The organism is Pseudomonas sp. RGM2987, from assembly GCF_022952855.1.
Classification (GTDB): Bacteria; Pseudomonadota; Gammaproteobacteria; order Pseudomonadales; family Pseudomonadaceae; genus Aquipseudomonas.
Genome location: NZ_JALJDX010000216.1, coordinates 72,291 through 90,509 on the forward strand (window position 1 = coordinate 72,291; position 18,219 = coordinate 90,509).

Below are 18,219 nucleotides of genomic sequence, written 5' to 3' on the forward strand. Positions count from 1 at the left end.
TATTCTGACTTCCGAACTGGCTAGATAGTGCTATCTTCTTTTGATAGCATCAGACGCATGAAAAACAGGCACCGGAAAACCCTTGAAGCGATCCACCGCACGCCAACGAGCGCGGCGATAGTGTTTGCTGACATTGAAGCCTTGGTGATTCATTTGGGTGGCCAAGTGCTGGAGCGCGAAGGTTCGCGAATCAAGCTGGTGCTGGGTGGGGCCCAATGGCGTTGCCATCGGCCACACCCAGGGAAAGAGGCCAAGAAATATCAGGTAGAAGAGGCTCGCGAATTTTTCCAGCGGGCAGGAGTTGAGCTATGAACAGCATGACCTATAAGGGCTATACAGCCCGAATTGAGTTTGATGAACGTGACGACATCTTCGTCGGTCGGATTCTGGGCGTGCGGGACATTATCAGTTTTCACGCTGATTCCGTGACCGAGCTACGCGCCGAGTTTGCCAGTGCCGTTGAGGATTACCTGGCGGACTGTGCCGAGCAAGGCGTCAGCCCTGAGAAGCCTGCCTCCGGCAAGGTGATGCTGCGCATTCGTCCTGAGGTGCATGCTGCCGCTACCATTGCAGCTCAAACCGCCGGTAAAAGCCTGAACCAGTGGGCTGATGAGGTGTTTGAGCGCGCAGCGCACGTCTAACGTAGGTACACGGATTGATTGAAAAAGGTCTTGCCGAGCAAGACCTTTCTTCTTGTTGCTGAACGCCGCCGGCCCGCTACCTCACCTCAACAATATCCAACGCCCGATTCGCCATCAGCTCACTCAGCTCAATCACCTGCTGAATCCCCAACGCCACACGCCGTCGCGATCCGTCCAGATCAGACGCCAAGTCACCGAGCATGGCATTGGCCGAAGCCAGGTTCTCACTGAGACCGGCAAGCAAACACTCAGAATCCACATCAGCCGCGATGCGAAAAATAGTGTTGGGATTGTCAGACGTTTCTTTCTGAGGCTTGGGCTTGAGGTAGTGATCCAACGCTCGCGTAGCTGCGTCGTCGAGTTCTTTTTTCCGGGCGGACTGGACGCGGGATACAGCTTCGTCTGTCCCTGGGGGATATGGAGTAACTTTTGCCATCGTCTTGCTTCCTGTAGTTGGAGCCATCACCCGCTCGCGACTAAACGATGGGAGGCAGCTGTACGCAGGTTAGTCGACCGGGGAAACAAGAAACCGGCGCGTCCGAGGACGCCCTGCGCACAGCCACCATCGAGTGCAGGATGGGAATCCTGACTGGATGACGCCTTGCACAACCTGTTTCACACTGGGCGACTAAACCCGATCACTGATGAGCAGTGACGGGAATCAAACTACCGACGCAGCCCAGGGCGCACAAGCCGGCGGATTCTGGCGTAGTTGTAGGCAAAGGCGCAAGGCGATGTCGGCTGCGCGTGGGAGGAAGGAGCTGATGGCGCCACGGACGTCAGCCAACTCTGACGCTGCTTTCTCTTCGACGGGCGTCAGCGATGATTTGCGGGCATTCTGAAGGGCAACGTTCAGTTGGCAGAGCTGTTCATCTGCTGAAGCTCAAGTGGTAGCCCGGTCGGCTAGTTCCTGACCGATCACTGTTTCATCCGCTCCACGAGCTTGCTGACAGCCAAATCAGCCACATGCGTAAAGGCTGCACGGGCCGCTTCGGGATCGGTCGCGTATTGCTCGGGGGTATAGGCGATGGTGTTGTCCTCAGTGAAAGCCGAGACGGTATCAAAGTTGCGCCACACCGATGTACCGTCACGTTTCATGGAACCGTTCACGCCGACAACAGGGTAAAGCACGGTGCTGAAATTTTTCAGGCTCAGCCCCCATTGCATCACGAGAATTTCAACTTCGGCGTCCGCTTTCTCGCTCTCAGCCACAATGGTAAAGAGACGCTCGCGTTTTATGCGCTCCTCAAAGCTTGCACGGACCAATTTGCCCAGATCTATGTCATGAGCCCGCAGGTTATTCAGGATCGCTTGAGAAATATCAGCTGTCGCACCGTCGGCTACCTTGGTCCCCGCTACAGAACCCGCACCGGCCAATGCGCTTGTGCCCGCGCTGGAAGCACCAGCAGCCATACCGGTTGCTGCACCAGTTCCCGCGCCCAAGCCTGCGCCCCACGCCTGGGTCATACTGGTGTACTTGAAGTTATCCACCGCAAAATACACCGGAAGGATCTTGATTGTTTTGATCTGCTGACGATCTTCAACACTCAAGTTCTTGGTTACGCACCCCGACAGTAATGCGAGGGCAAGCACTGCGAAAATTAGCTTTTTCATTTGATTGGACGTCATTGGTAGGTAGCTGAAGTATCGTCCCAATAAGGGCTTTCTTGAGTTAGATCGGACTCACCCGCTGGCGGCTAAACGATGGGATGGGAGGCGACTGGACGCAGGTTAGCAGACCGGGGAAACAAGAAACCGGCGCGTCCGGGGACGCCCTGCGCACAGCCACCATCGAGTGCAGGATAGGTGCGGGCCTTCTGAAGAACAACGTTCAGTTGGCAGCGCTGTTCATCTGCTGAAGCTCAAGCTGCCTGGCAGCACTGGCCTCAAGGTTCGCACGCTCCTGATCCAGATACTGATAAATGTCTTGAAGGCTGGCGATTTTCTGTTTGATCTCCGCCATCTTCTTTTCAATCAGCTTGGCACCGTCAGCGCAGTCGATTAGCTGGTTGCGCTGCGCATTCAGGATCTCGCCTATTTCCCCCAAGGAAAATCCCATGCTTTGGGCGCGCTGGATAAAGTCCAGGTCTTGCAGGGTTTGCGCTGAGTAATCGCGATAGTTGTTGGTTCGCCGCAGTGGTGAGATCAGACCGATTTGCTCGTAGTAACGCAGCGTATGGCGGCTGGCGCCGCTGCGGGCTTCGAGTTCGCCGATTTTCATGAAAACACCGCTTGACTGTAGAGTTGGGTCGACAGTTTACGCTTGGCTTCTCACCTTAACCAGGAGCAAGGAAATGAGCGTGGAATGCTTTGTCACGGGGGGTACCGGCTTTATTGGTCAGCATTTGGTGGCGAACCTGAGTGCCAAAGGTCACACCGTTTGGGTGTTGATGCGTCGCCCGGAGCGACTGGCGGCACTGCGCGAGCAAGTCGACTATTTGGGCGGGGACGCATCCTGGGTATTTGCCGTGGCTGGTGATCTGGAACAGGACAACCTCGGGCTGAGTCTTGCTGACCGGGAAGTGCTCAGGCAGGCCAAAGTGGTGTTCCACCTGGGCGCGCACTTCGCTTGGGGGCTGTCACTGGAGCAGGCTCGGGCGGTGAATGTGGAAGGGGCGAAGCGCGTAGCGCTGTTGGCGGCTGAGCAAAACAGCCGGTTGGTGATGATCGGCGGCTACATGCTGAAGAATCTTGAACATCTGCAACGCATCGGCATAGATCCTCGTTGTCCAGAGCTGACGGATTGGCCTGCGGTCTATCGGCGTGTCGGTAGTTACGAGGCGAGCAAGCTGGAGGCGCATTTTGCGACCCTGGCGCTCATGTCCGTCCAGGGCGGGGAGATGACCGTGGTCCACCCCTCGACCGTGTGTGGCCACAGCCGCACGGGGCATATCCTTGACGGTCAGCCGCTGGTGGCGCTAATACGCAATCTGGTGCAGGGGAAGCTGACCGCAGTGCCCGGTACCGCCGAGCACTGGCTGCCGATGGTCACCGTGGATTACCTGGTTGAGCTGGTGGCGGTCAGTGCTTTTGATCCTGCCATGGCGGGCCAGGAACTGTTGGCGCTGGATGCCCAGACGCCCAACTTGCGAGAACTCCTGGCAGAGGTGGCGCAACCCATTGGCCTGAAGTCTCCCAAGCATTACATGCCGCTGCGATTGCTGAAGTGGCTACTGAAGATTCCTCCCGTCGCGCGGTTCATGAATACCAACGCCGAAGCCTTGGACTTTATCCAGACCACGCGTTTTGATACGGCGGCGGTCGAGCAATTTGCCAACCGGCATGGAATAGCCAAACCGGATATACGGCAGTCTTTGCAGAACACTGCAACGTTCGTCCACTCAATATTGCCTAGAAGATAAGGCACGCTGACTTATCCCTCAGGGGAGGAATCAAAGAGGCACCGGCGCCTCTCCCTCAATCAACCCCTGGCTCTTCAGCTCCCCCCAAAACGCCGCCGGAATCCCCACTTTCATCGCCTGCACATTGGAAACGATCTGCCCCGGCGTACGCGCCCCCGGAATGATCGCGGACACTTGCGGATGGGCCGCCGCGAATTGCAGCGCGGCGGTGTGAAGATCGATGCCGTGTCGGCTGGCGACCGCCATGATCTGCGCACGCTTTTCTACCGCGCCGGCGGGCAGGTCCTGGCTGAAGTTGTAGCGGCTGCGGCCACCGAGGAAGCCGTCGTTCAGAGGTGTTCCGACCACCACGCTGGTGCCTTTCTTTCTCAACGCCGGCAGGGTGCGGTGCAGCGCGTCGCTGTGGTCCAGGAGGGTGTACTGGCAGGCGAGCAGGACGATGTCGGGGGTCGGGTCGTCGTTGGTCGCGGCCTGGAGCACGGCGTTCGGGGTGTTGACGCCGAAGCCCCAGGCTTTGATCAGCCCTTCTGAACGCATCTTTTCCAGTTCGACCATCGCGCCGGTCCGGGCGATTCGATAGGCCGCTTCCCAGCCGCCGTCCAGTTCGGTGTTGTCGGGCGAGAGGTCGTGGATATAAACGATGTCGATGCGCGGCAGGCCCAGGCGTTGCAGACTGTCTTCCACGGAGCGGCGGGCGCCGGCGGCGGTGTAGTCGTAGCGATAGTTGAACGGCGCCGGGGACTTCCAGATGGCGTGGTCGGCGCGCGGGCCACCGGCGGCGGTCAGGATGCGTCCGACTTTGGTGGACACCACGTAGTCGTTTGGCTGCTTGCTGCGTAGGAAGCGACCCAGCCGATATTCGCTCAGGCCAAACCCGTAGAACGGCGAAGTATCGAAGAGCCGAACCCCGGCGTCCCAGGCCGCCTGCAGTACCTCATTCGCCTGCTCGTCGCTGATGGGCGCGAAGATGTTGCCGATCTGCGTCCCGCCCATGCCGAAGCGTTGGGGCGTGACGTAGCGCACGGCGGTCGTCGGCACGTTGACCGGCAAGCTAGCGCGCACCAGCGGCCCCTCTGTGCGCATCACACTGCCGCGCTCCGTCAGGGCCGCGGGTATCTTCGCTGCAACCAGCGAACTGGCGAAACCCGAGCTGGGCAAGAGAGCAGTCGCCAACGCGCCAGCCGCCGAATAGGTAAGAAATTCTCGTCTGTCCATCCAGCGTTCCTTTCGCGACTGAGGGTGTATGGCTAATCGAAAGCCATTGAGATTGGAAAATTAGAACAACGCGAGTTGGCCGGGTGACCCTAATGCGCCCGATCTTTTGCACAATCCTGCCGATGCACTTGTGCCGGCGTTGCGCTCTTAGCAGACTCGAACATTCCGCAAACAGGGGCGTATGTGATGACCAACAGTTCCTCTTCGCCGTTGGGTTTCGGCCAGGTGCATTCCATCGCCTTGAGCGAACCCGCACAACCCAGCGAACGCCTCCAGGCACTGCGGCGGCTTATCGATAAAGTCAGCGGGCAGATGGGTTCGAGCGAGGTTGGCAAAACATCGATTCCCGGCCTGACCTTTTATCGAATGACCGGATTGGGTACGCCCACTTACTGCATCTATGAGCCGTGCGTGGCGATCATTCTGCAGGGCGCGAAGGAAATAACCTTCGGCGAGGAGGCCCGTGAGTTCGGGCAGGGATCGTTCTTCGTGACATCGGTGGATATTCCGACGCTGGCGCGGATGACGGCGGCGAGCGAGCAGACGCCTTATTTATCCGTGGTGTTGAAGCTGGACCTTTCGATACTCAACGAAGTGATCCAGAGCCTGGAACCGCCGAAACAGGAAGTCAGCTCCAATGCCCGGGGTTTCGCCTCCGGAGCGGCATCGACTGAAATGCTCGATGCATTCGCCCGACTCGCCACGCTGACCGAACGGCCACTTGAAGCGGGTTTGATGGCCGACCTTATCAAACGCGAGATCTGTGTTCGGCTGCTGCTCAGTAGTGCCGGTCCGTGGCTGCGTAGCGTCGCCCGCGATGGTTATCGGGACAAAGGCATCGTGCGGGCCATTGAATGGCTGAAACTCCATTACGAGAAACCGCTGCACGTGGCCGACCTTGCTGAACGTTCGGGGATGGCGACCTCCACGTTGCATCACAACTTCCGCAAGTTGACGGGTACGAGCCCGGTTCAGTATCAGAAGTCGTTACGGCTGCAAGCGGCGCGTAGTTTGATGTTGACTGAGCGGGTGGATGTGAACACTGCGGCGTTGCGGGTTGGTTATGAGAGCGTCGCGCAATTTAGCCGGGAGTATGCGCGACGGTTTGGGGCGCCGCCTTCCAGGGAGATTAAGCAGGCTCGGGAGAATGGGGGAGCGGTTTGATTGAGGGGATGATGGGGGCTGCTGCGCAGCCCAGCGGGAGCAAGCTCCCTCGCCACGGGGGTGGTTTGCTTAGGTCACCTCTTCAATGTCCGATTGCGCCAACGGCTCACTCTGCTCGGCGCCGGTAGCGGCCCATCGCGAGTTCAGCCTCGCTCCCACAGGGAATGATGTTAAACACAAATTGCGTGACCAACACAGTCCACTGTGGGAGCGAGCCTGCTCGCGATGAGGCCCTGAAAATCAGCACCGGTGTGCGTCGAAACGGTCATTGTCCCAGGCCAGTAATCGCCTGCTGCCCCTTTAAGCGGCATGTCGTCATGCCCATCGTGATCTGGATCACCTGCCTATTCCTGCATTTAGCGAAAACGGGCCAGCTATTCTAAGAAACCTCCTACAACCCTCCCTTCAGCTCCCGGGTTAGCGTTCGTCCTGCCTTTATCGGACGAGACTCTCAACGCTGTGACACGCAAAAAAGACATCCCCCAGGTCCGAAACCCTCCCGCCGGCGATGGGCATCACGTCACGTACAGGGACATGACCACCAGCGAGCTCGCCGAGCGCGAAACTCGACAGCGGGACTATGAAGCCATGCTTGCCCGACAAGCAGCCTATGAACAAGCCCGCTGGGCCACGGCGGACAACAAACCGCTAGCCGAGGTAACCGGATGCGTGTTTGCCAAGAGCTGCAAACTCCCCAACGGCATCATCGATTACGCCAACCCCAACGGCTATGTACCGGCGGACCTGGTCAAGCAGTATGGCGACCTCATGTGGCTCGGCGGGCGCAGTGCCGACCCGTCCGGCGCGGTGCCCCTCAAGCGGATCGGCGCGAACACGGTTCCCGTTACGTTGGGCAGGTTCGCGCTGGGTGGTTCGGCAGCGTCTACGGCTGCTGCAGGCGGCACCGTCGGCGCAGCTCTGCTGACGGGCATCGTTGCCTTGCTCTGGCCCTCCAGCCTGGGTGACAGCGCGCTCTACAGCGAGGATCAGCTACGAAACCTCAAGCAGGCCCGCAGCCGCATGCGCCTGAGCATTGAGCAGCAGGCCGATGGCAGTCTCAAGGGTTATGGTTTCTACACGGGGCAGAATCGTGGTTGGGAAATGGTCGATGTTGTGCAGTTCACTCCGCGAGCTGACCAGTTCATCGCCGACCTGGGTGACGGCGTCGAACTGATCTGGACGCCGGCCACCGATCCGTCCGACATCCTCGGTATCCCTGCTCTGGAGGCTGCGCCCCAGGCTCCTCCCGTATGGATTTATCCGCCGACACCGATGGCTGACAGCATCATTGTCGACCCGATTTATCCGCCGGAGTACAGGGACTTTATTCTGGTGTTTCCGGCGGATTCGGGGGTTCGGCCGGTTTATGTGGTTTTGAGTGTTCGCCGAAAGGGCTTGGCCGAGACCGGCCACGACTATCATCCTGCCCCAAAAACCCACGAAATTGTTGGCTTCCCTGGATTGAAAACAGGCGTAAAAAAGACACCCGTGCAAGGAGGTGGGGGTCTACGGCATCGCTGGCTTGATGCTAAAGGCAGAACAATTTATGAATGGGATTCTTCACATGGCGAATTGGAAGCCTATCGTTCAAGTGATGGAAGCCATTTAGGCGCATTCGACCATATTACTGGCGAGCAGACAGACGGCCCCCAAAAAAATCGTAATATCAAAAAATATTTGTGAGGATTAAATGGGACTCAAACTTAGACTCGAATGGTTTAACAAGAAAACCGAATTCTACGAAGGAGAGGAACACTCGAACGATTTGGGCGAGGACGGTTCTGTCATTGAAGCCCTGGGGATTCCATTCGAAAACAACATCAACAACGGAGGCTTCAATGTTCCCCAGGAATGGATAAAAACCCTCCAACCTTACTTTAAGCATTCAATTGACTGGGCCACCTACATCTATCAAGTCTCGTTCGATTATCGAGACAACTGGTAGATACACGACGATCATTCAATGCATACCCAACCCTCACCTATATTTAAAAACAAAAGCCAATCCCTCCAACGAGACAGAACCATGAAATACAAAATAATGGGTGTCGTTGACGGCGACGATTTCGCCACATACGAAACAACGCTTGGCATTGACGGCGAAGCCCTAGAAAAAATAATGAACTGGAGGCAGAAAGAAGATCACTTGCACGACCATGAGCTGAGCGCAGCTCAAATTGAAGCCTTGGAGAAAGCTTGCTCAATCGAGCTTCCTCGCAACTTGTTGCTTTTCCTGACCAGTAGCTAATTGGCAGCAGTGCTCATGATGCTCTTCCGATGAACTACGTTGGATGGTTTAGGGCTGCTACGCAGCCCAGCGGGAGCAAGCTCCCTCGCCACGGGTTGAACACGTTAAGCACTAAGTCAACATGACGCTCCCGACCTGCTCCACCGCCAGCCGATGCAGGGTGCCTGCTGCCAATTCCAAGTCATCGCCCCAGGTAACATCGAAACCCCATTCGCCTACTTGGGCAGTGGCGAACAACGAGAGGCTTTCCAGAGGCTTGCATACCGGAAACTGGGGAATGTATTCACGCAGGCCCACGTCGTAGTGATCTCTGTTGACGAACACCACCTGCAGCGCAAGTTTGCCGAGGACAGGTTTCACGCTTTTGATTTTGGCTTTGCTGATCATGCGTCAGCTACCCCGGTTCTGTTCATTTCACACGCGTTGCAGGACAACCGTGTTTTTGGCGTCGCCCCTTTTGCCTGCTTCAGCCCAGCGGGAGCAAGCTCCCTCGCCACGGGGTGGGGGTTCGTTAGGTAATCTCACATCAAGATCGAACTCCCTAATCATCCGCCCCTACCTGCATTGAGGAAAACGGACCAACCATTCCCAGAAACCTCCTACAACCTTCCCTTTATCTCCCGCGTTAGCGTTCGTCCTGCCTTTATCGGACGAGACTCACAACGCTGTGACACGCAAACAAGACATCCCCCAGGTCCGAAACCCACCCGCCGGCGATGGGCATCACGTCACTTACAGGGACATGACCGCCAGCGAACTGGCCGAGCGCGAAGTTCGACAGCGGGACTATGAAGCCATGCTGGCTCGGCAAGCAGCCTATGAACAAGCGCGCTGGGCTTCGGTGGACAACAAACCGCTACCCGGGGTAGCCGGGTGCGTGTTTGCCAAGAGCTGCAAGCTTCCCAATGGCATCATCGATTACTGCAACCCCAATGGCTACGTACCGGCGGACCTGGTCCAGCAGTTCGGCGATCTGATGTGGCTCGGCGGGCGCGGTGCCGCCCCGTCCGGCGCGGTCCCCCTCAAGCGGATCGGCGCGGGTACGGTTCCCGTTACGTTGGGCAGGTTCGCGCTGGGTGGCTCGGCAGCTTCGACGGCTGCTGCCGGCGGCACCGTTGGCGCAGCTCTGCTGGCAGGCGTCGTGGCCCTGCTCTGGCCTTCCAGCCTGGGTGACAGCGCGCTCTACAGTGAGGATCAGTTACGTAACCTTAAGCAAGCCCGCAGCCGTATGCGACTGAGTATTGAGCAGCAGGCCGATGGCAGTCTCAAAGGTTATGGGTTCTATACGGGTCAGAATCGCGATTGGGAGATGGTCGATGTTGTCCAGTTCACTCCACGAGCTGACCAGTTCGTTGCCGATCTGGGTGATGGCATCGAACTGATCTGGACACCGGCCACCGATCCTTCCGACACTCTTGGTATCCCTGCTCTGGAGGCTGCGCCCCAGGCTCCTCCCGTATGGATTTATCCGCCGACACCGATGGCTGACAGCATCATTGTCGACCCGATTTATCCGTCGGAGTACAGGGATTTTATTCTGGTGTTTCCGGCGGATTCGGGGGTTCGGCCGGTTTATGTGGTTGCCTCTGTCAGACGAAGCAGTAATGCTGATTATGACTATCATCCAGCGCCAGATACCGAAGAAATTACCGGTTTTCCAGATCTCAAAGCCGCAAAAAAGAAAACACCAAAACAAGCAGGGGCAGGCCTGAGAGAGCGGTGGGTTGATCCTAAAGGAAGGACAATTTATGAATGGGACTCCAGACATGGTGAGCTCGAGGCATACCGAGCAAGCGATGGAAGCCATTTAGGCGCGTTCGATCACGAAACGGGTCATCAAGTAAGTCAGGCTAGAAAAAACCGCAGCATTAAAAAGTATTTGTGAGGATCTCAATGGGCTTGAAGCTTAGATTGGATTGGTACGACAAAGAAACCGACCTGGCTGGAGGCAAAGAATATTCGAAGGACATGGAAGATGACTTGTCGGTGATCTCTGAGTTGGATCTGGAAAGCGAACCGGAAATATATGACGGAGGCTTTGATGTGCTTGCTGGATGGATACCTATCATCCAGCCCTTCTTTGATCATCCAATCGATCCAGAAAAATTCGACTATCAGATTGCATTTCGATACCGAACCAAGTGGTGAAACTGACCTAATCATCTAATCCATTTTTCACTCTTGCGATGTGGGGCTGCTGCGCAGCCCAGCGGGAGCAAGCTCCCTCGCCACGGGGATTGTGTTTTCCTTTGGGCCTAGGGCAACTTCAACTCCCCTTCCCGAATAACCGATCAGCAATCTGCCGTCCTCGTTCCAACCCTTCTTCCGTCAACCAGATCGATTTGTTCCTGTTTACCGGATCGCTGATCAGGCCTTGTTCATGCAATCGGTTCATGACCTCGAAGTCGAAGCCTTTCCAGGCGTTGCCATCGTCGGAACTGAAGGCTGCCAGCAAGGCAAGCACGGCATCTTCTATCAATGTGTCGTCGTAATCCATGGTCGTTACTCCGCTCATGTTTAGCCGATGGTGTCGATTTTATGCATCTGCGCTCCCTGAACTTTATCTGATCAAAAGACTTGGTGATCTTCTTCCGATGAACTGCGTCCGGCGGTTTGGGGCTGCTGCGCAGCCCAGCGGGAGCAAGCTCCCTCGCCACGGGGGTTGTGTTTTTCCTTTAGGTCTAGGGTAATCCCGGCTAGCGGCGCTCATCCTCGCCAGCAAAAATCTTTTCCCTCAATCCCCTCGCGCAAAGCTCCCATCCGCTCCAGCAAAGTCGCCGCCAAATTCGCCCCGCGATAATCCCCTTCACTCGCATTCCCCTTACCCGCCAGCCTCACATAAACCCAAATGAACCTACGCACTTTCATCCGTAGCTATTGCTTCGATTCCAGGCTCGCTACGAACGCGTTGACCCGGCTGCACCGGGCGTTGTCGTTCCTGGCCGGTTACCTGGCGCAGCAGGGCTTCGATTCGCGGACGTTGCCGGCAATCCGTGACGCGGACGCACTGGAGCGGCGCGGTACCGGTGTTTGTCCGGAGTTGGCGGCAACGGTGTTCAGTCATGCGCGGGAGGGGGTTGTTCTGGTGGACGCTTATGGTCGGGTCATCAGCGCGAACGAGGCGTTCACGCGGCTTACCGGTTATAGGCAGGACGAGGTGGTGGGCCGGGATTTGAATTCCCATCGGATGGTGCAGCGGCTCGCGGCGTTTTATGCGCCGATGAAGAATGCGCTGGATTTCCATGGCCATTGGTCCGGTGAAATCCAGAGCAGCCACAAGGATGGGCGGGAGATGACGTCGCGCATCAGCATCAGCGCGGTGCATGACCGTCACGGCAATGTTCAGCATTACGTGGTGCTGTTCAGTGACATGACACAGGTGAAGCAGCGACTTCAGATGTTGGAGCGCGACGCTCGTTTTGACGCGCTCACGCAGTTGCCCAATCGACTGCTGTTGGCCGAACGGATGCGGCAGGCGTTGGGCACGGCGCGGATCCATCAGCAGAAAGTCGCCATCGCGTTTATCGATCTCGATGGGTTCAAGGCGCTTAACGACAGTTACGGTCATGACTGGGGTGACCGGGTGTTGCAGATTGTCGCGGCGCGGATCAATGCGACGCTGCGTGAGAGCGATACGTTGGCGCGGCTCGGTGGCGATGAGTTTGTGGCCGCGCTGGTGGGTTTGCAGGAGGTGGAGGAATGCGAGCCGTTGCTCAAGCGCATGCTGCAAGCGGCCAACGCGCCGATTTTGATTGGCGCACAGACGGTGGAGATTGCCGCGAGTATCGGGGTGGCGTTTTTCCCTGAGCATGGTCAGGAGGTCGATGCGCTGATCAGCAAGGCGGACAAGGCCATGTACTTGTCGAAAAAGGCCGGTGGTAATCGCCTGGCGTTTTGTCCGACGCGTTTTATTTCGCTCAATAACGAAGCCTGAGGGTGGTGCCGAGGGTTCTTTCGCTGCCGGTCATGACGCCGTAGTCGCCGGCGCCCAGCAATGAGTAAACGGCGGTGATGTAGTGCCGGTCGAAGGCGTTGCGCACCCAGCCTTCCACTTCCCAGCCACGGTCCTGGCTACGCAGGCCCAGGCGCAGGTTGGTGAGGCCGTAGCTCGGTTGATAGCTGCCCTCGCCGCCTTCGAGGGTGCCGTAGTAGCCGGTCCTGAAGCTGTAGTCGACGCCGCTGTAGACCTCCATCCCATCGGGCAGCGGATGGGTGTGGTCCAGGCCGCTGCTGAGGTTCCATTGCGGCGCGTTGTAGAGGCGTTCGCCGCTGAGGTCGCAGGTCCATTGGCCGGTCTCCGGCGGGCACGGTGCGTTGGGGAAGCTGCGATAGCGCGCATCGCTCCAGGCCAGGCCGAGGCGCCCGGTGAGCCGTGAAGAAAGCTGCCAGGCCGAATCCAGTTCGACGCCGCGCAGGCGGACCTTGCCGACGTTGATCAGGTTGTCCCGCAGCGGTGGCGCAAACATCGAGGTCGGCGGGCTGTAGGTGAGCGCCTGGTAGTTATCGACATCGGTCTGGTAGACGGCGAGGTCGAGCATGGCGCGCTCGTTCCAGAAGCGTGTCTTCAGGCCCAGTTCCAGCGACGTGGCGCGCTCCGGCTCGAAGGTGGGTGCGGTGAACGGGCCGACCACGTCGAAATTGATGCCGCCGGCCTTGTAGCCTCGCGACCAACTGACGTAGCCCATCACCGCATCGCTGAAGCGGTAGCTGGCGCTGAGCAGGCTGGAGAGGTTGTGTTCTTCGATCGAATCCTCGCGGTAATAACCACCGCCGAGGGCGATGTCACGCAGCAATTGTCCGCCGGCCTGGAAGATCGATGGCAAGCCGGTCAGCGGCGCAAGGTTACTGACGTCGCGCGAGACCCAGCCGTCCTTGCGCTCCTGGCTGTAGCGCAGGCCACCGGTCAGTTCCAGCGGGTCGACTGGGCGCCAGGAAAGTTGACCGAAAATCGCCCGGCTGTCGCCCTTCTGCTGGCCATCGTAGTGTTGCCGGGCGCCGTCCAACAACTGCGCCGGCACCTGCCTCGGGTCGGTGAAGGTGATGCCGTAGAGTTTTTGCAGTTGCTGCAACTGGTCGCCGACGAACCAAGGCGCGGCGTCCTTGCCGAATTGGACGTCGATGTCCCGGTCCAGTTGCTGGCGCAGATAGTAGAGCCCGGCGACATAGTCGATGGACGAGCCCGCCGTGCCGGACAGCCGCCATTCCTGGCTGAACTGTCGGTGCCCCAGCTCGGTCTCGGACTGGGCGACCAACAGCGCCGTGCTGTCGCCATCCCGAGTGGCGTGGTAGTCCCAATCGCGGTAGGCGGTGATGCTGGTCAAGCGCAGCGCCTCGTCCAGGTCCCAGTTCAATTCCAACGAGACACCGTTCTGCAAGGTTTGCGGACGCCCCGGTGCGTCGATGCGGATCTCGCGTTGATACGGATCGGGCTCCGCCAGTGGATAGCCGAGGAACCGGGCGCGCTTGCGGGTTTGCTGGCTGTAGTGATTGACCAGCAGCACGTTGCCGGCCTCGTTTTGCCGGACATGGTCGGCGATCAGGCGCGCACTGAAGTCTGTATTCGGTGTCCACAGCAGCTGTCCGCGAAGGCCTTGGCTGTCGGCGTCACCGAGGCGCGAACCGTCTTCGAGGTTTTCCACTTGCCCCTCCTCCGAGCGCTCGAAGACATTCAGCCGCCCGGCCAAGATGTCGTCGCGCAGCGCTCCCGAAATCGTCCCGCGATATTCACGCAACCCGCGCTCACCGTAGCTGGCCTCAAGGTTGACCTCGGGCTGGAACGTCGGTGCGCGGGTGATAATGTTCAGCGCGCCCGCGGTGGTGTTCTTGCCGAACAAAGTGCCCTGGGGCCCGCGCAGCACTTCAATGCGCTCGATGTCCATCAGCTCGGTGAACGCCATGCCCTGGCGCGCCTGGTACACACCATCGACGTAGGTGCCGACACTGCCTTCCAGGCCATCGTTGTAGGCGGTCGCGCCGAAGCCGCGCAGGCCGAAGCCGGCATAGCGGGCGTCATGCCCGGACACCACCAGCCCCGGCACGCGTTGCTGGATGTCTTGCAGCGTGTGCAGGCCGGCCTCGTCCAGTTGCTCGCCGTAGAGGACGTTGATCGGGATCGGCACCTGTTGCGGATCTTCCTCGCGGCGTCGAGCGGTCACGGTGGTGGGGTCGAGGACAATAGCGCTGGGCGCTTGCTCGGCACTGACCGATGCCCAAGGTAGAGCCGACAAGCTGCCGAGCAACAGCAGCCAGTATTTCGAAGCGCGCACGCTAGTGCTCCCGCGCCATCGGGCGATGCACCGGGTCCGGGCAAATCAGCGTCTTGACCCACCCCAGCAGCTCGCGGCTGTCGGCGGGCTTGAGCAACACGGCATCGAATGCCAGGCCTTGCGGATATTCCGGCGGCCGGCGCGCCGGTACCGCCGAATAGAGCATCACCGGCAGATCGCCCCAACCCTCGCGCACTTGGCGCAGCAGTTCCCAGCCGTCCATGCCGGGCATCATCTGGTCGCTGATCAACAGGTCGACCGGCTGCTCTGCCAGGCAGGCCAAGGCCTCCTCACCGTTAGCCGCGACGCTCACGTCAAAGCCGTAGCCGGCCAGCAGGTCGTAGAGCCATTCGCTGTTCTGCTCGACATCATCCACCAGCAGCACGTGCTTGCCCTGCCCATCAAACGGCGCGGCATGGTTATCGATAATGCCGTTTTCCAAGTCCTGTTCCTGGGCACATTTAAGCTTTAGACGAAAACTGAAACGGCTGCCGCCCTCCCCGGTGGCCTGCGGTTCCAGCCGACTGTCCATGCGCTCCAGCAGTTGCGTGACGATCGACAAACCCAGGCCGCTGCCTTCGTAGCGTTGCGCATTGCGCCCGCGCTGGAACGGTTGCAGCAGCCGTTCGAATTCTTGCGGATCAATGCCGATGCCAGTGTCGACAATGCTGAAGCACAGCTCGACGGTGTCAGGGTTGGCGCCCGGGCGAGCGCTCACTTCAAAGCGGATCAGGCCGTCACGGGTGAATTTCGCGGCGTTCGCCAACAGGTTCATGAGGATCTGCCGCAGCCGTTTAAAATCGGCCTCGACCAGCGCCGGCAGGTCGTCGGCCACGGCGGACTCAAACGTGTTGCCCTGTCGTGCGGCGAGGAAACCGGCCTCCTCGGCGATCTCCTTCAGAAAGCCGTACAGATAGCCCGGTGCGAGGCTCAATTGCATTTGCTCCAGCTCGCCACGGGAGAACTCGAGCATCTCGTCGATCAACTCCAGTTGCTGGCGGGCATTGCGCTCGATGATGGCCTGGTAGTCGCGGTTCGGCGCCCCATGCAACAGCCGCGCATAGTCGATGATGCGCACCAGCGGCGAGCGCAGGTCGTGGCTGATGCGGGCCATCAAGGCACTGCGGGCCGCCAGGGATTCGCGCAACTGTGCCGTGCGCAGCGCCACGGTGCTTTCCAGGCGCTCGTGCTCGGCCTGGCGCTGTTGGTCGAGAGTCGACAGCGCGTGCTTTTCCCGCTGGCGGCTGCGGCTGACTTCCATGATCAAGGTGCACACCAGCAGCGCCACACCCGGCAGGGTCGAGGACAAGCTGTGTTTGCTTTGCGGCGACTGCCAGGGCAATTGCTCCTGCGGGAAGAAATAGCGCATCAGCAATTGCCCCAGCAGCAACCCCGGCACCAGCCATGCCATCCAGTTGTAGCGCAGCCGTTTGCGCCAGGCCATGTACAACGTGGCGAGCAGCACCGCATAGAAACTCAGCAGCGACAACTGGATGAACTGCGCGCCCTGGACCGGATCGACCTGCAACCACCAGAACCGGCCGACGGCGCATCCCAACAGCGGCAGCCAATAGCTCCAGCCGATGATTTTGGGCAGTCGGGCGACCTGCAACAACACGCGCATATAGGCAAGAAACAGGATGAACGAGATCACGCTGGTGCCGGCCAGCAGCTCGCGCGTCCAGCCGAGCGCCGTGGGCCAGTAGATCAGGTAGCCGTTCACCAGGCAGGTCAGCAGGATATAACTGAGGACTGCGCTCGCGTTTACGGTCAGCAGCCGGGAGCGCAGGATCCCGCCGACGATCAGCCCGAACGGCACGACCAGCAGGACAATGCCCAGGGTGAGCCCGTCGCTCAGGTAAGTCTGCTGTTGCGCCCGCAGCAATGCCGGTTCCGACCACAGCTGCGGCTCCAGCAACAGCTGGAAGCTGCTCGTCACCCGCACGAATAACGTGGTGCTCTGCCCCGCCGCCAGCGCGACCGGGAACGCTGGCTGACGCGCCGGCGGCTGGGGCCATTCGGCCAGGGGATAAGCGCCGCCGGCATGGGCCTCGCGCCAGCGTCCATCGGCATATTGATAGACCCGTAGGTCTTCCAGGCGCGGCGCGCCGATCACCAGCAGGCGCGAACAGGCGGAATCGCTTGAGTTGATGAGTGGCAGCTTCAACCAGAAGGCCGAGCGACTGTAGCCTTGGCCCGGCCAATCGGAGGACGCGGGATTGAACCGCGCTTCGGGCAGTTGAGCGACTGCTTCCACGCTCAACCTTGCCGGGATGTCCTCGACAATCTGCACCGCCGGCATCAGGTCCAGTTGCTCAGACCGGCAGATATCCACAGGCGCTGCGCGCAACAGTCCGGCGGACAGCAACGCCATCGCCAACAACAGAACCTGTAGCAGCCGCATCAGGCGCGCCCGGCCGACTCTGCATCGGCGACGCCCAGGGTTTGTTGGCGAAACTGGCTGGGCGTCATGCCGATTCGTTGGCGGAAAGCCGTGGTGAAGTTGCAGGCATTGCGAAAGCCGATCAGCTCGGCGACGTCCTGCACGCTCATGGCGCTTTCGGCCAGCAACGCCTGGCCGCGCCGCAACCGCGCATCGCGGATGTATGCGAACACGGTCAGGCCCAGGTGCTCGCGAAATATCCGCGACAGGCGCTTTTCATGGGTGCCGACCTTGTGCGCCAGTTGCGCCAGCGAGGGTGTCTCGTCGAGCTGGTTTTCAATCAGTCGCATCGCGGCACGCAACACGATCTCGTCGCCTTCCGGCTCCGGTTCCGCCGGGCTGTCCTGGCTGGCTGGCGGTGCGCGCCAGGTCAATTGCAGATGGATCTTGATGCGCGCCAGCACTTCCTCGGGCGCGCAGGACTTGGGGATGTAATCGACCCCACCCACGGTCAGCCCTTCCAGACGCTCGAAGGTGCTGTTGGCCGAGGACAGAAAAAGAATCGGCGTGTGCCGGGTCGCGGGCGCCTCGCGCAGCAGCCGGCAGAGGCTGAAGCCGTCCATGTGCGGCATGTGCACATCCAGCACGATCAGGTCCGGACGCAAGGCCAGTGCACGCTGGTAGCCCTGGTGGGCATCGCTGGCCAGGGAGATGCGCCAGGGTTGCGCCTTGAGCAGGACGAGCGTGGCGCGGATGTCCTCTGGAACATCATCGATAAGCAGAATATGCGGCTGCGGGCCGGATGACGTCATTGCGCCTCCCGCCACGGCTGCCCGTCCTTCGTATCGTCCGTCGTCCATTCGCTGCGTTCTCTTATCGTGCCGCCGCCAAGTCGTTGCCAGAAGGCAAAGGTATCGCAAAGCCCATCGATGGCTCGGTA

19 protein-coding genes are annotated in these 18,219 nt (G+C 59.5%); 10 read left to right on the top strand and 9 right to left on the bottom strand.

The genetic code is table 11. The features are described 5' to 3' along the window. The first annotated feature begins 57 nt into the window (after window positions 1-57). Both RGM2987_RS22200 and RGM2987_RS22205 read left to right on the top strand, forming a co-directional pair. Complete coding sequence (locus RGM2987_RS22200) at window positions 58-312, top strand: type II toxin-antitoxin system HicA family toxin (protein ID WP_238961460.1); 255 nt, start codon at window positions 58-60, stop codon at window positions 310-312. Continuing rightward, window positions 309-641, top strand: coding sequence for a type II toxin-antitoxin system HicB family antitoxin (locus RGM2987_RS22205; RefSeq protein ID WP_072346904.1), 333 nt, complete (start codon window positions 309-311; stop codon window positions 639-641). The genes RGM2987_RS22200 and RGM2987_RS22205 overlap by 4 nt, the downstream gene beginning before the upstream one ends. A gap of 76 nt (window positions 642-717) precedes the next feature. Here the strand turns inward: RGM2987_RS22205 and RGM2987_RS22210 are convergent, their stop codons facing one another. From RGM2987_RS22210 to RGM2987_RS22220, 3 genes are all read right to left on the bottom strand, one after another. Further along, on the bottom strand, window positions 718-1,077 hold the full coding sequence (locus RGM2987_RS22210; protein ID WP_245144953.1) for a DUF6124 family protein: 360 nt from the start codon (window positions 1,075-1,077) through the stop codon (window positions 718-720). Between the two features lie 482 nt (window positions 1,078-1,559). Then, on the bottom strand, window positions 1,560-2,255 hold the full coding sequence (locus RGM2987_RS22215; RefSeq protein WP_245144954.1) for a hypothetical protein: 696 nt from the start codon (window positions 2,253-2,255) through the stop codon (window positions 1,560-1,562). A 217-nt stretch (window positions 2,256-2,472) separates the two neighbouring features. After that, a complete protein-coding gene (locus RGM2987_RS22220) occupies window positions 2,473-2,862 on the bottom strand; it encodes a MerR family transcriptional regulator (protein WP_245144955.1) in 390 nt (129 codons plus the stop codon). 73 nt (window positions 2,863-2,935) lie between these two features. On the opposite strand from RGM2987_RS22220, the gene RGM2987_RS22225 reads away from it, so the two are divergent. Beyond that, window positions 2,936-4,003 (top strand): SDR family oxidoreductase, encoded by a 1,068-nt coding sequence (locus tag RGM2987_RS22225; protein ID WP_245144956.1) that lies wholly within the window; start codon window positions 2,936-2,938, stop codon window positions 4,001-4,003. Between the two features lie 30 nt (window positions 4,004-4,033). On the opposite strand, the gene RGM2987_RS22230 is transcribed toward RGM2987_RS22225, so the two are convergent. Beyond that, window positions 4,034-4,996: an aldo/keto reductase gene (locus RGM2987_RS22230; protein ID WP_245145020.1), complete on the bottom strand. Its 963-nt coding sequence runs from the start codon at window positions 4,994-4,996 to the stop codon at window positions 4,034-4,036. 408 nt (window positions 4,997-5,404) lie between these two features. Here RGM2987_RS22230 and RGM2987_RS22235 point away from each other — a divergent pair, with 408 nt between their 5' ends. From RGM2987_RS22235 to RGM2987_RS22250, 4 genes are all read left to right on the top strand, one after another. Next, window positions 5,405-6,382, top strand: coding sequence for an AraC family transcriptional regulator (locus RGM2987_RS22235; RefSeq protein ID WP_245144957.1), 978 nt, complete (start codon window positions 5,405-5,407; stop codon window positions 6,380-6,382). A gap of 459 nt (window positions 6,383-6,841) precedes the next feature. Next, window positions 6,842-8,065 carry a colicin E3/pyocin S6 family cytotoxin gene (locus RGM2987_RS22240; protein WP_245144958.1) on the top strand — a complete coding sequence of 408 codons (1,224 nt, stop codon included), beginning with the start codon at window positions 6,842-6,844 and terminating at the stop codon, window positions 8,063-8,065. Between the two features lie 7 nt (window positions 8,066-8,072). After that, a complete protein-coding gene (locus tag RGM2987_RS22245) occupies window positions 8,073-8,327 on the top strand; it encodes a colicin E3-like toxin immunity protein (protein ID WP_245144959.1) in 255 nt (84 codons plus the stop codon). Between the two features lie 81 nt (window positions 8,328-8,408). Further along, window positions 8,409-8,630, top strand: coding sequence for a hypothetical protein (locus tag RGM2987_RS22250; protein WP_245144960.1), 222 nt, complete (start codon window positions 8,409-8,411; stop codon window positions 8,628-8,630). 111 nt (window positions 8,631-8,741) lie between these two features. Here the strand turns inward: RGM2987_RS22250 and RGM2987_RS22255 are convergent, their stop codons facing one another. Then, entirely contained in the window at window positions 8,742-9,017 is a 276-nt protein-coding gene (locus RGM2987_RS22255) for a DUF2442 domain-containing protein (RefSeq protein WP_245144961.1), read from the bottom strand. Between the two features lie 280 nt (window positions 9,018-9,297). On the opposite strand from RGM2987_RS22255, the gene RGM2987_RS22260 reads away from it, so the two are divergent. Next, a complete protein-coding gene (locus RGM2987_RS22260; RefSeq protein ID WP_245144962.1) occupies window positions 9,298-10,515 on the top strand; it encodes a colicin E3/pyocin S6 family cytotoxin in 1,218 nt (405 codons plus the stop codon). An 8-nt stretch (window positions 10,516-10,523) separates the two neighbouring features. Next, window positions 10,524-10,778, top strand: coding sequence for a colicin E3-like toxin immunity protein (locus RGM2987_RS22265; RefSeq protein WP_245144963.1), 255 nt, complete (start codon window positions 10,524-10,526; stop codon window positions 10,776-10,778). A 118-nt stretch (window positions 10,779-10,896) separates the two neighbouring features. Here RGM2987_RS22265 and RGM2987_RS22270 read toward each other — a convergent pair whose 3' ends face one another. Continuing rightward, on the bottom strand, window positions 10,897-11,127 hold the full coding sequence (locus RGM2987_RS22270) for a DUF6429 family protein (RefSeq protein ID WP_245144964.1): 231 nt from the start codon (window positions 11,125-11,127) through the stop codon (window positions 10,897-10,899). 351 nt (window positions 11,128-11,478) lie between these two features. On the opposite strand from RGM2987_RS22270, the gene RGM2987_RS22275 reads away from it, so the two are divergent. Next, window positions 11,479-12,564, top strand: coding sequence for a sensor domain-containing diguanylate cyclase (locus RGM2987_RS22275; protein WP_245144965.1), 1,086 nt, complete (start codon window positions 11,479-11,481; stop codon window positions 12,562-12,564). Here RGM2987_RS22275 and RGM2987_RS22280 read toward each other — a convergent pair. From RGM2987_RS22280 to RGM2987_RS22290, 3 genes are read right to left on the bottom strand one after another with little or no spacing between them, the layout of a single operon-like run. Continuing rightward, a complete protein-coding gene (locus tag RGM2987_RS22280; protein ID WP_245144966.1) occupies window positions 12,548-14,896 on the bottom strand; it encodes a TonB-dependent receptor in 2,349 nt (782 codons plus the stop codon). The genes RGM2987_RS22275 and RGM2987_RS22280 overlap by 17 nt on opposite strands. A 1-nt stretch (window position 14,897) precedes the next feature. Further along, window positions 14,898-17,300, bottom strand: coding sequence for a 7TM-DISM domain-containing protein (locus RGM2987_RS22285; protein WP_245144967.1), 2,403 nt, complete (start codon window positions 17,298-17,300; stop codon window positions 14,898-14,900). Next, a complete protein-coding gene (locus tag RGM2987_RS22290) occupies window positions 17,300-18,091 on the bottom strand; it encodes a helix-turn-helix domain-containing protein (RefSeq protein WP_245144968.1) in 792 nt (263 codons plus the stop codon). The genes RGM2987_RS22285 and RGM2987_RS22290 overlap by 1 nt, the downstream gene beginning before the upstream one ends. Window positions 18,092-18,219: the final 128 nt, after the last annotated feature.

Excerpts from the sequence above, each read along its gene's own strand:
- RGM2987_RS22200 (WP_238961460.1), top strand. The coding sequence starts at position 58 with ATGAAAAACAGGCACCGGAAAACCCTTGAAGCGATCCACCGCACGCCA.
- RGM2987_RS22205 (WP_072346904.1), top strand. The coding sequence starts at position 309 with ATGAACAGCATGACCTATAAGGGCTATACAGCCCGAATTGAGTTTGAT.
- RGM2987_RS22210 (WP_245144953.1), bottom strand. The coding sequence starts at position 1,077 with ATGGCAAAAGTTACTCCATATCCCCCAGGGACAGACGAAGCTGTATCC.
- RGM2987_RS22215 (WP_245144954.1), bottom strand. The coding sequence starts at position 2,255 with ATGAAAAAGCTAATTTTCGCAGTGCTTGCCCTCGCATTACTGTCGGGG.
- RGM2987_RS22220 (WP_245144955.1), bottom strand. The coding sequence starts at position 2,862 with ATGAAAATCGGCGAACTCGAAGCCCGCAGCGGCGCCAGCCGCCATACG.
- RGM2987_RS22225 (WP_245144956.1), top strand. The coding sequence starts at position 2,936 with ATGAGCGTGGAATGCTTTGTCACGGGGGGTACCGGCTTTATTGGTCAG.
- RGM2987_RS22230 (WP_245145020.1), bottom strand. The coding sequence starts at position 4,996 with ATGGGCGGGACGCAGATCGGCAACATCTTCGCGCCCATCAGCGACGAG.
- RGM2987_RS22235 (WP_245144957.1), top strand. The coding sequence starts at position 5,405 with ATGACCAACAGTTCCTCTTCGCCGTTGGGTTTCGGCCAGGTGCATTCC.
- RGM2987_RS22245 (WP_245144959.1), top strand. The coding sequence starts at position 8,073 with ATGGGACTCAAACTTAGACTCGAATGGTTTAACAAGAAAACCGAATTC.
- RGM2987_RS22250 (WP_245144960.1), top strand. The coding sequence starts at position 8,409 with ATGAAATACAAAATAATGGGTGTCGTTGACGGCGACGATTTCGCCACA.
- RGM2987_RS22255 (WP_245144961.1), bottom strand. The coding sequence starts at position 9,017 with ATGATCAGCAAAGCCAAAATCAAAAGCGTGAAACCTGTCCTCGGCAAA.
- RGM2987_RS22265 (WP_245144963.1), top strand. The coding sequence starts at position 10,524 with ATGGGCTTGAAGCTTAGATTGGATTGGTACGACAAAGAAACCGACCTG.
- RGM2987_RS22270 (WP_245144964.1), bottom strand. The coding sequence starts at position 11,127 with ATGGATTACGACGACACATTGATAGAAGATGCCGTGCTTGCCTTGCTG.
- RGM2987_RS22275 (WP_245144965.1), top strand. The coding sequence starts at position 11,479 with ATGAACCTACGCACTTTCATCCGTAGCTATTGCTTCGATTCCAGGCTC.
- RGM2987_RS22285 (WP_245144967.1), bottom strand. The coding sequence starts at position 17,300 with ATGCGGCTGCTACAGGTTCTGTTGTTGGCGATGGCGTTGCTGTCCGCC.
- RGM2987_RS22290 (WP_245144968.1), bottom strand. The coding sequence starts at position 18,091 with ATGACGTCATCCGGCCCGCAGCCGCATATTCTGCTTATCGATGATGTT.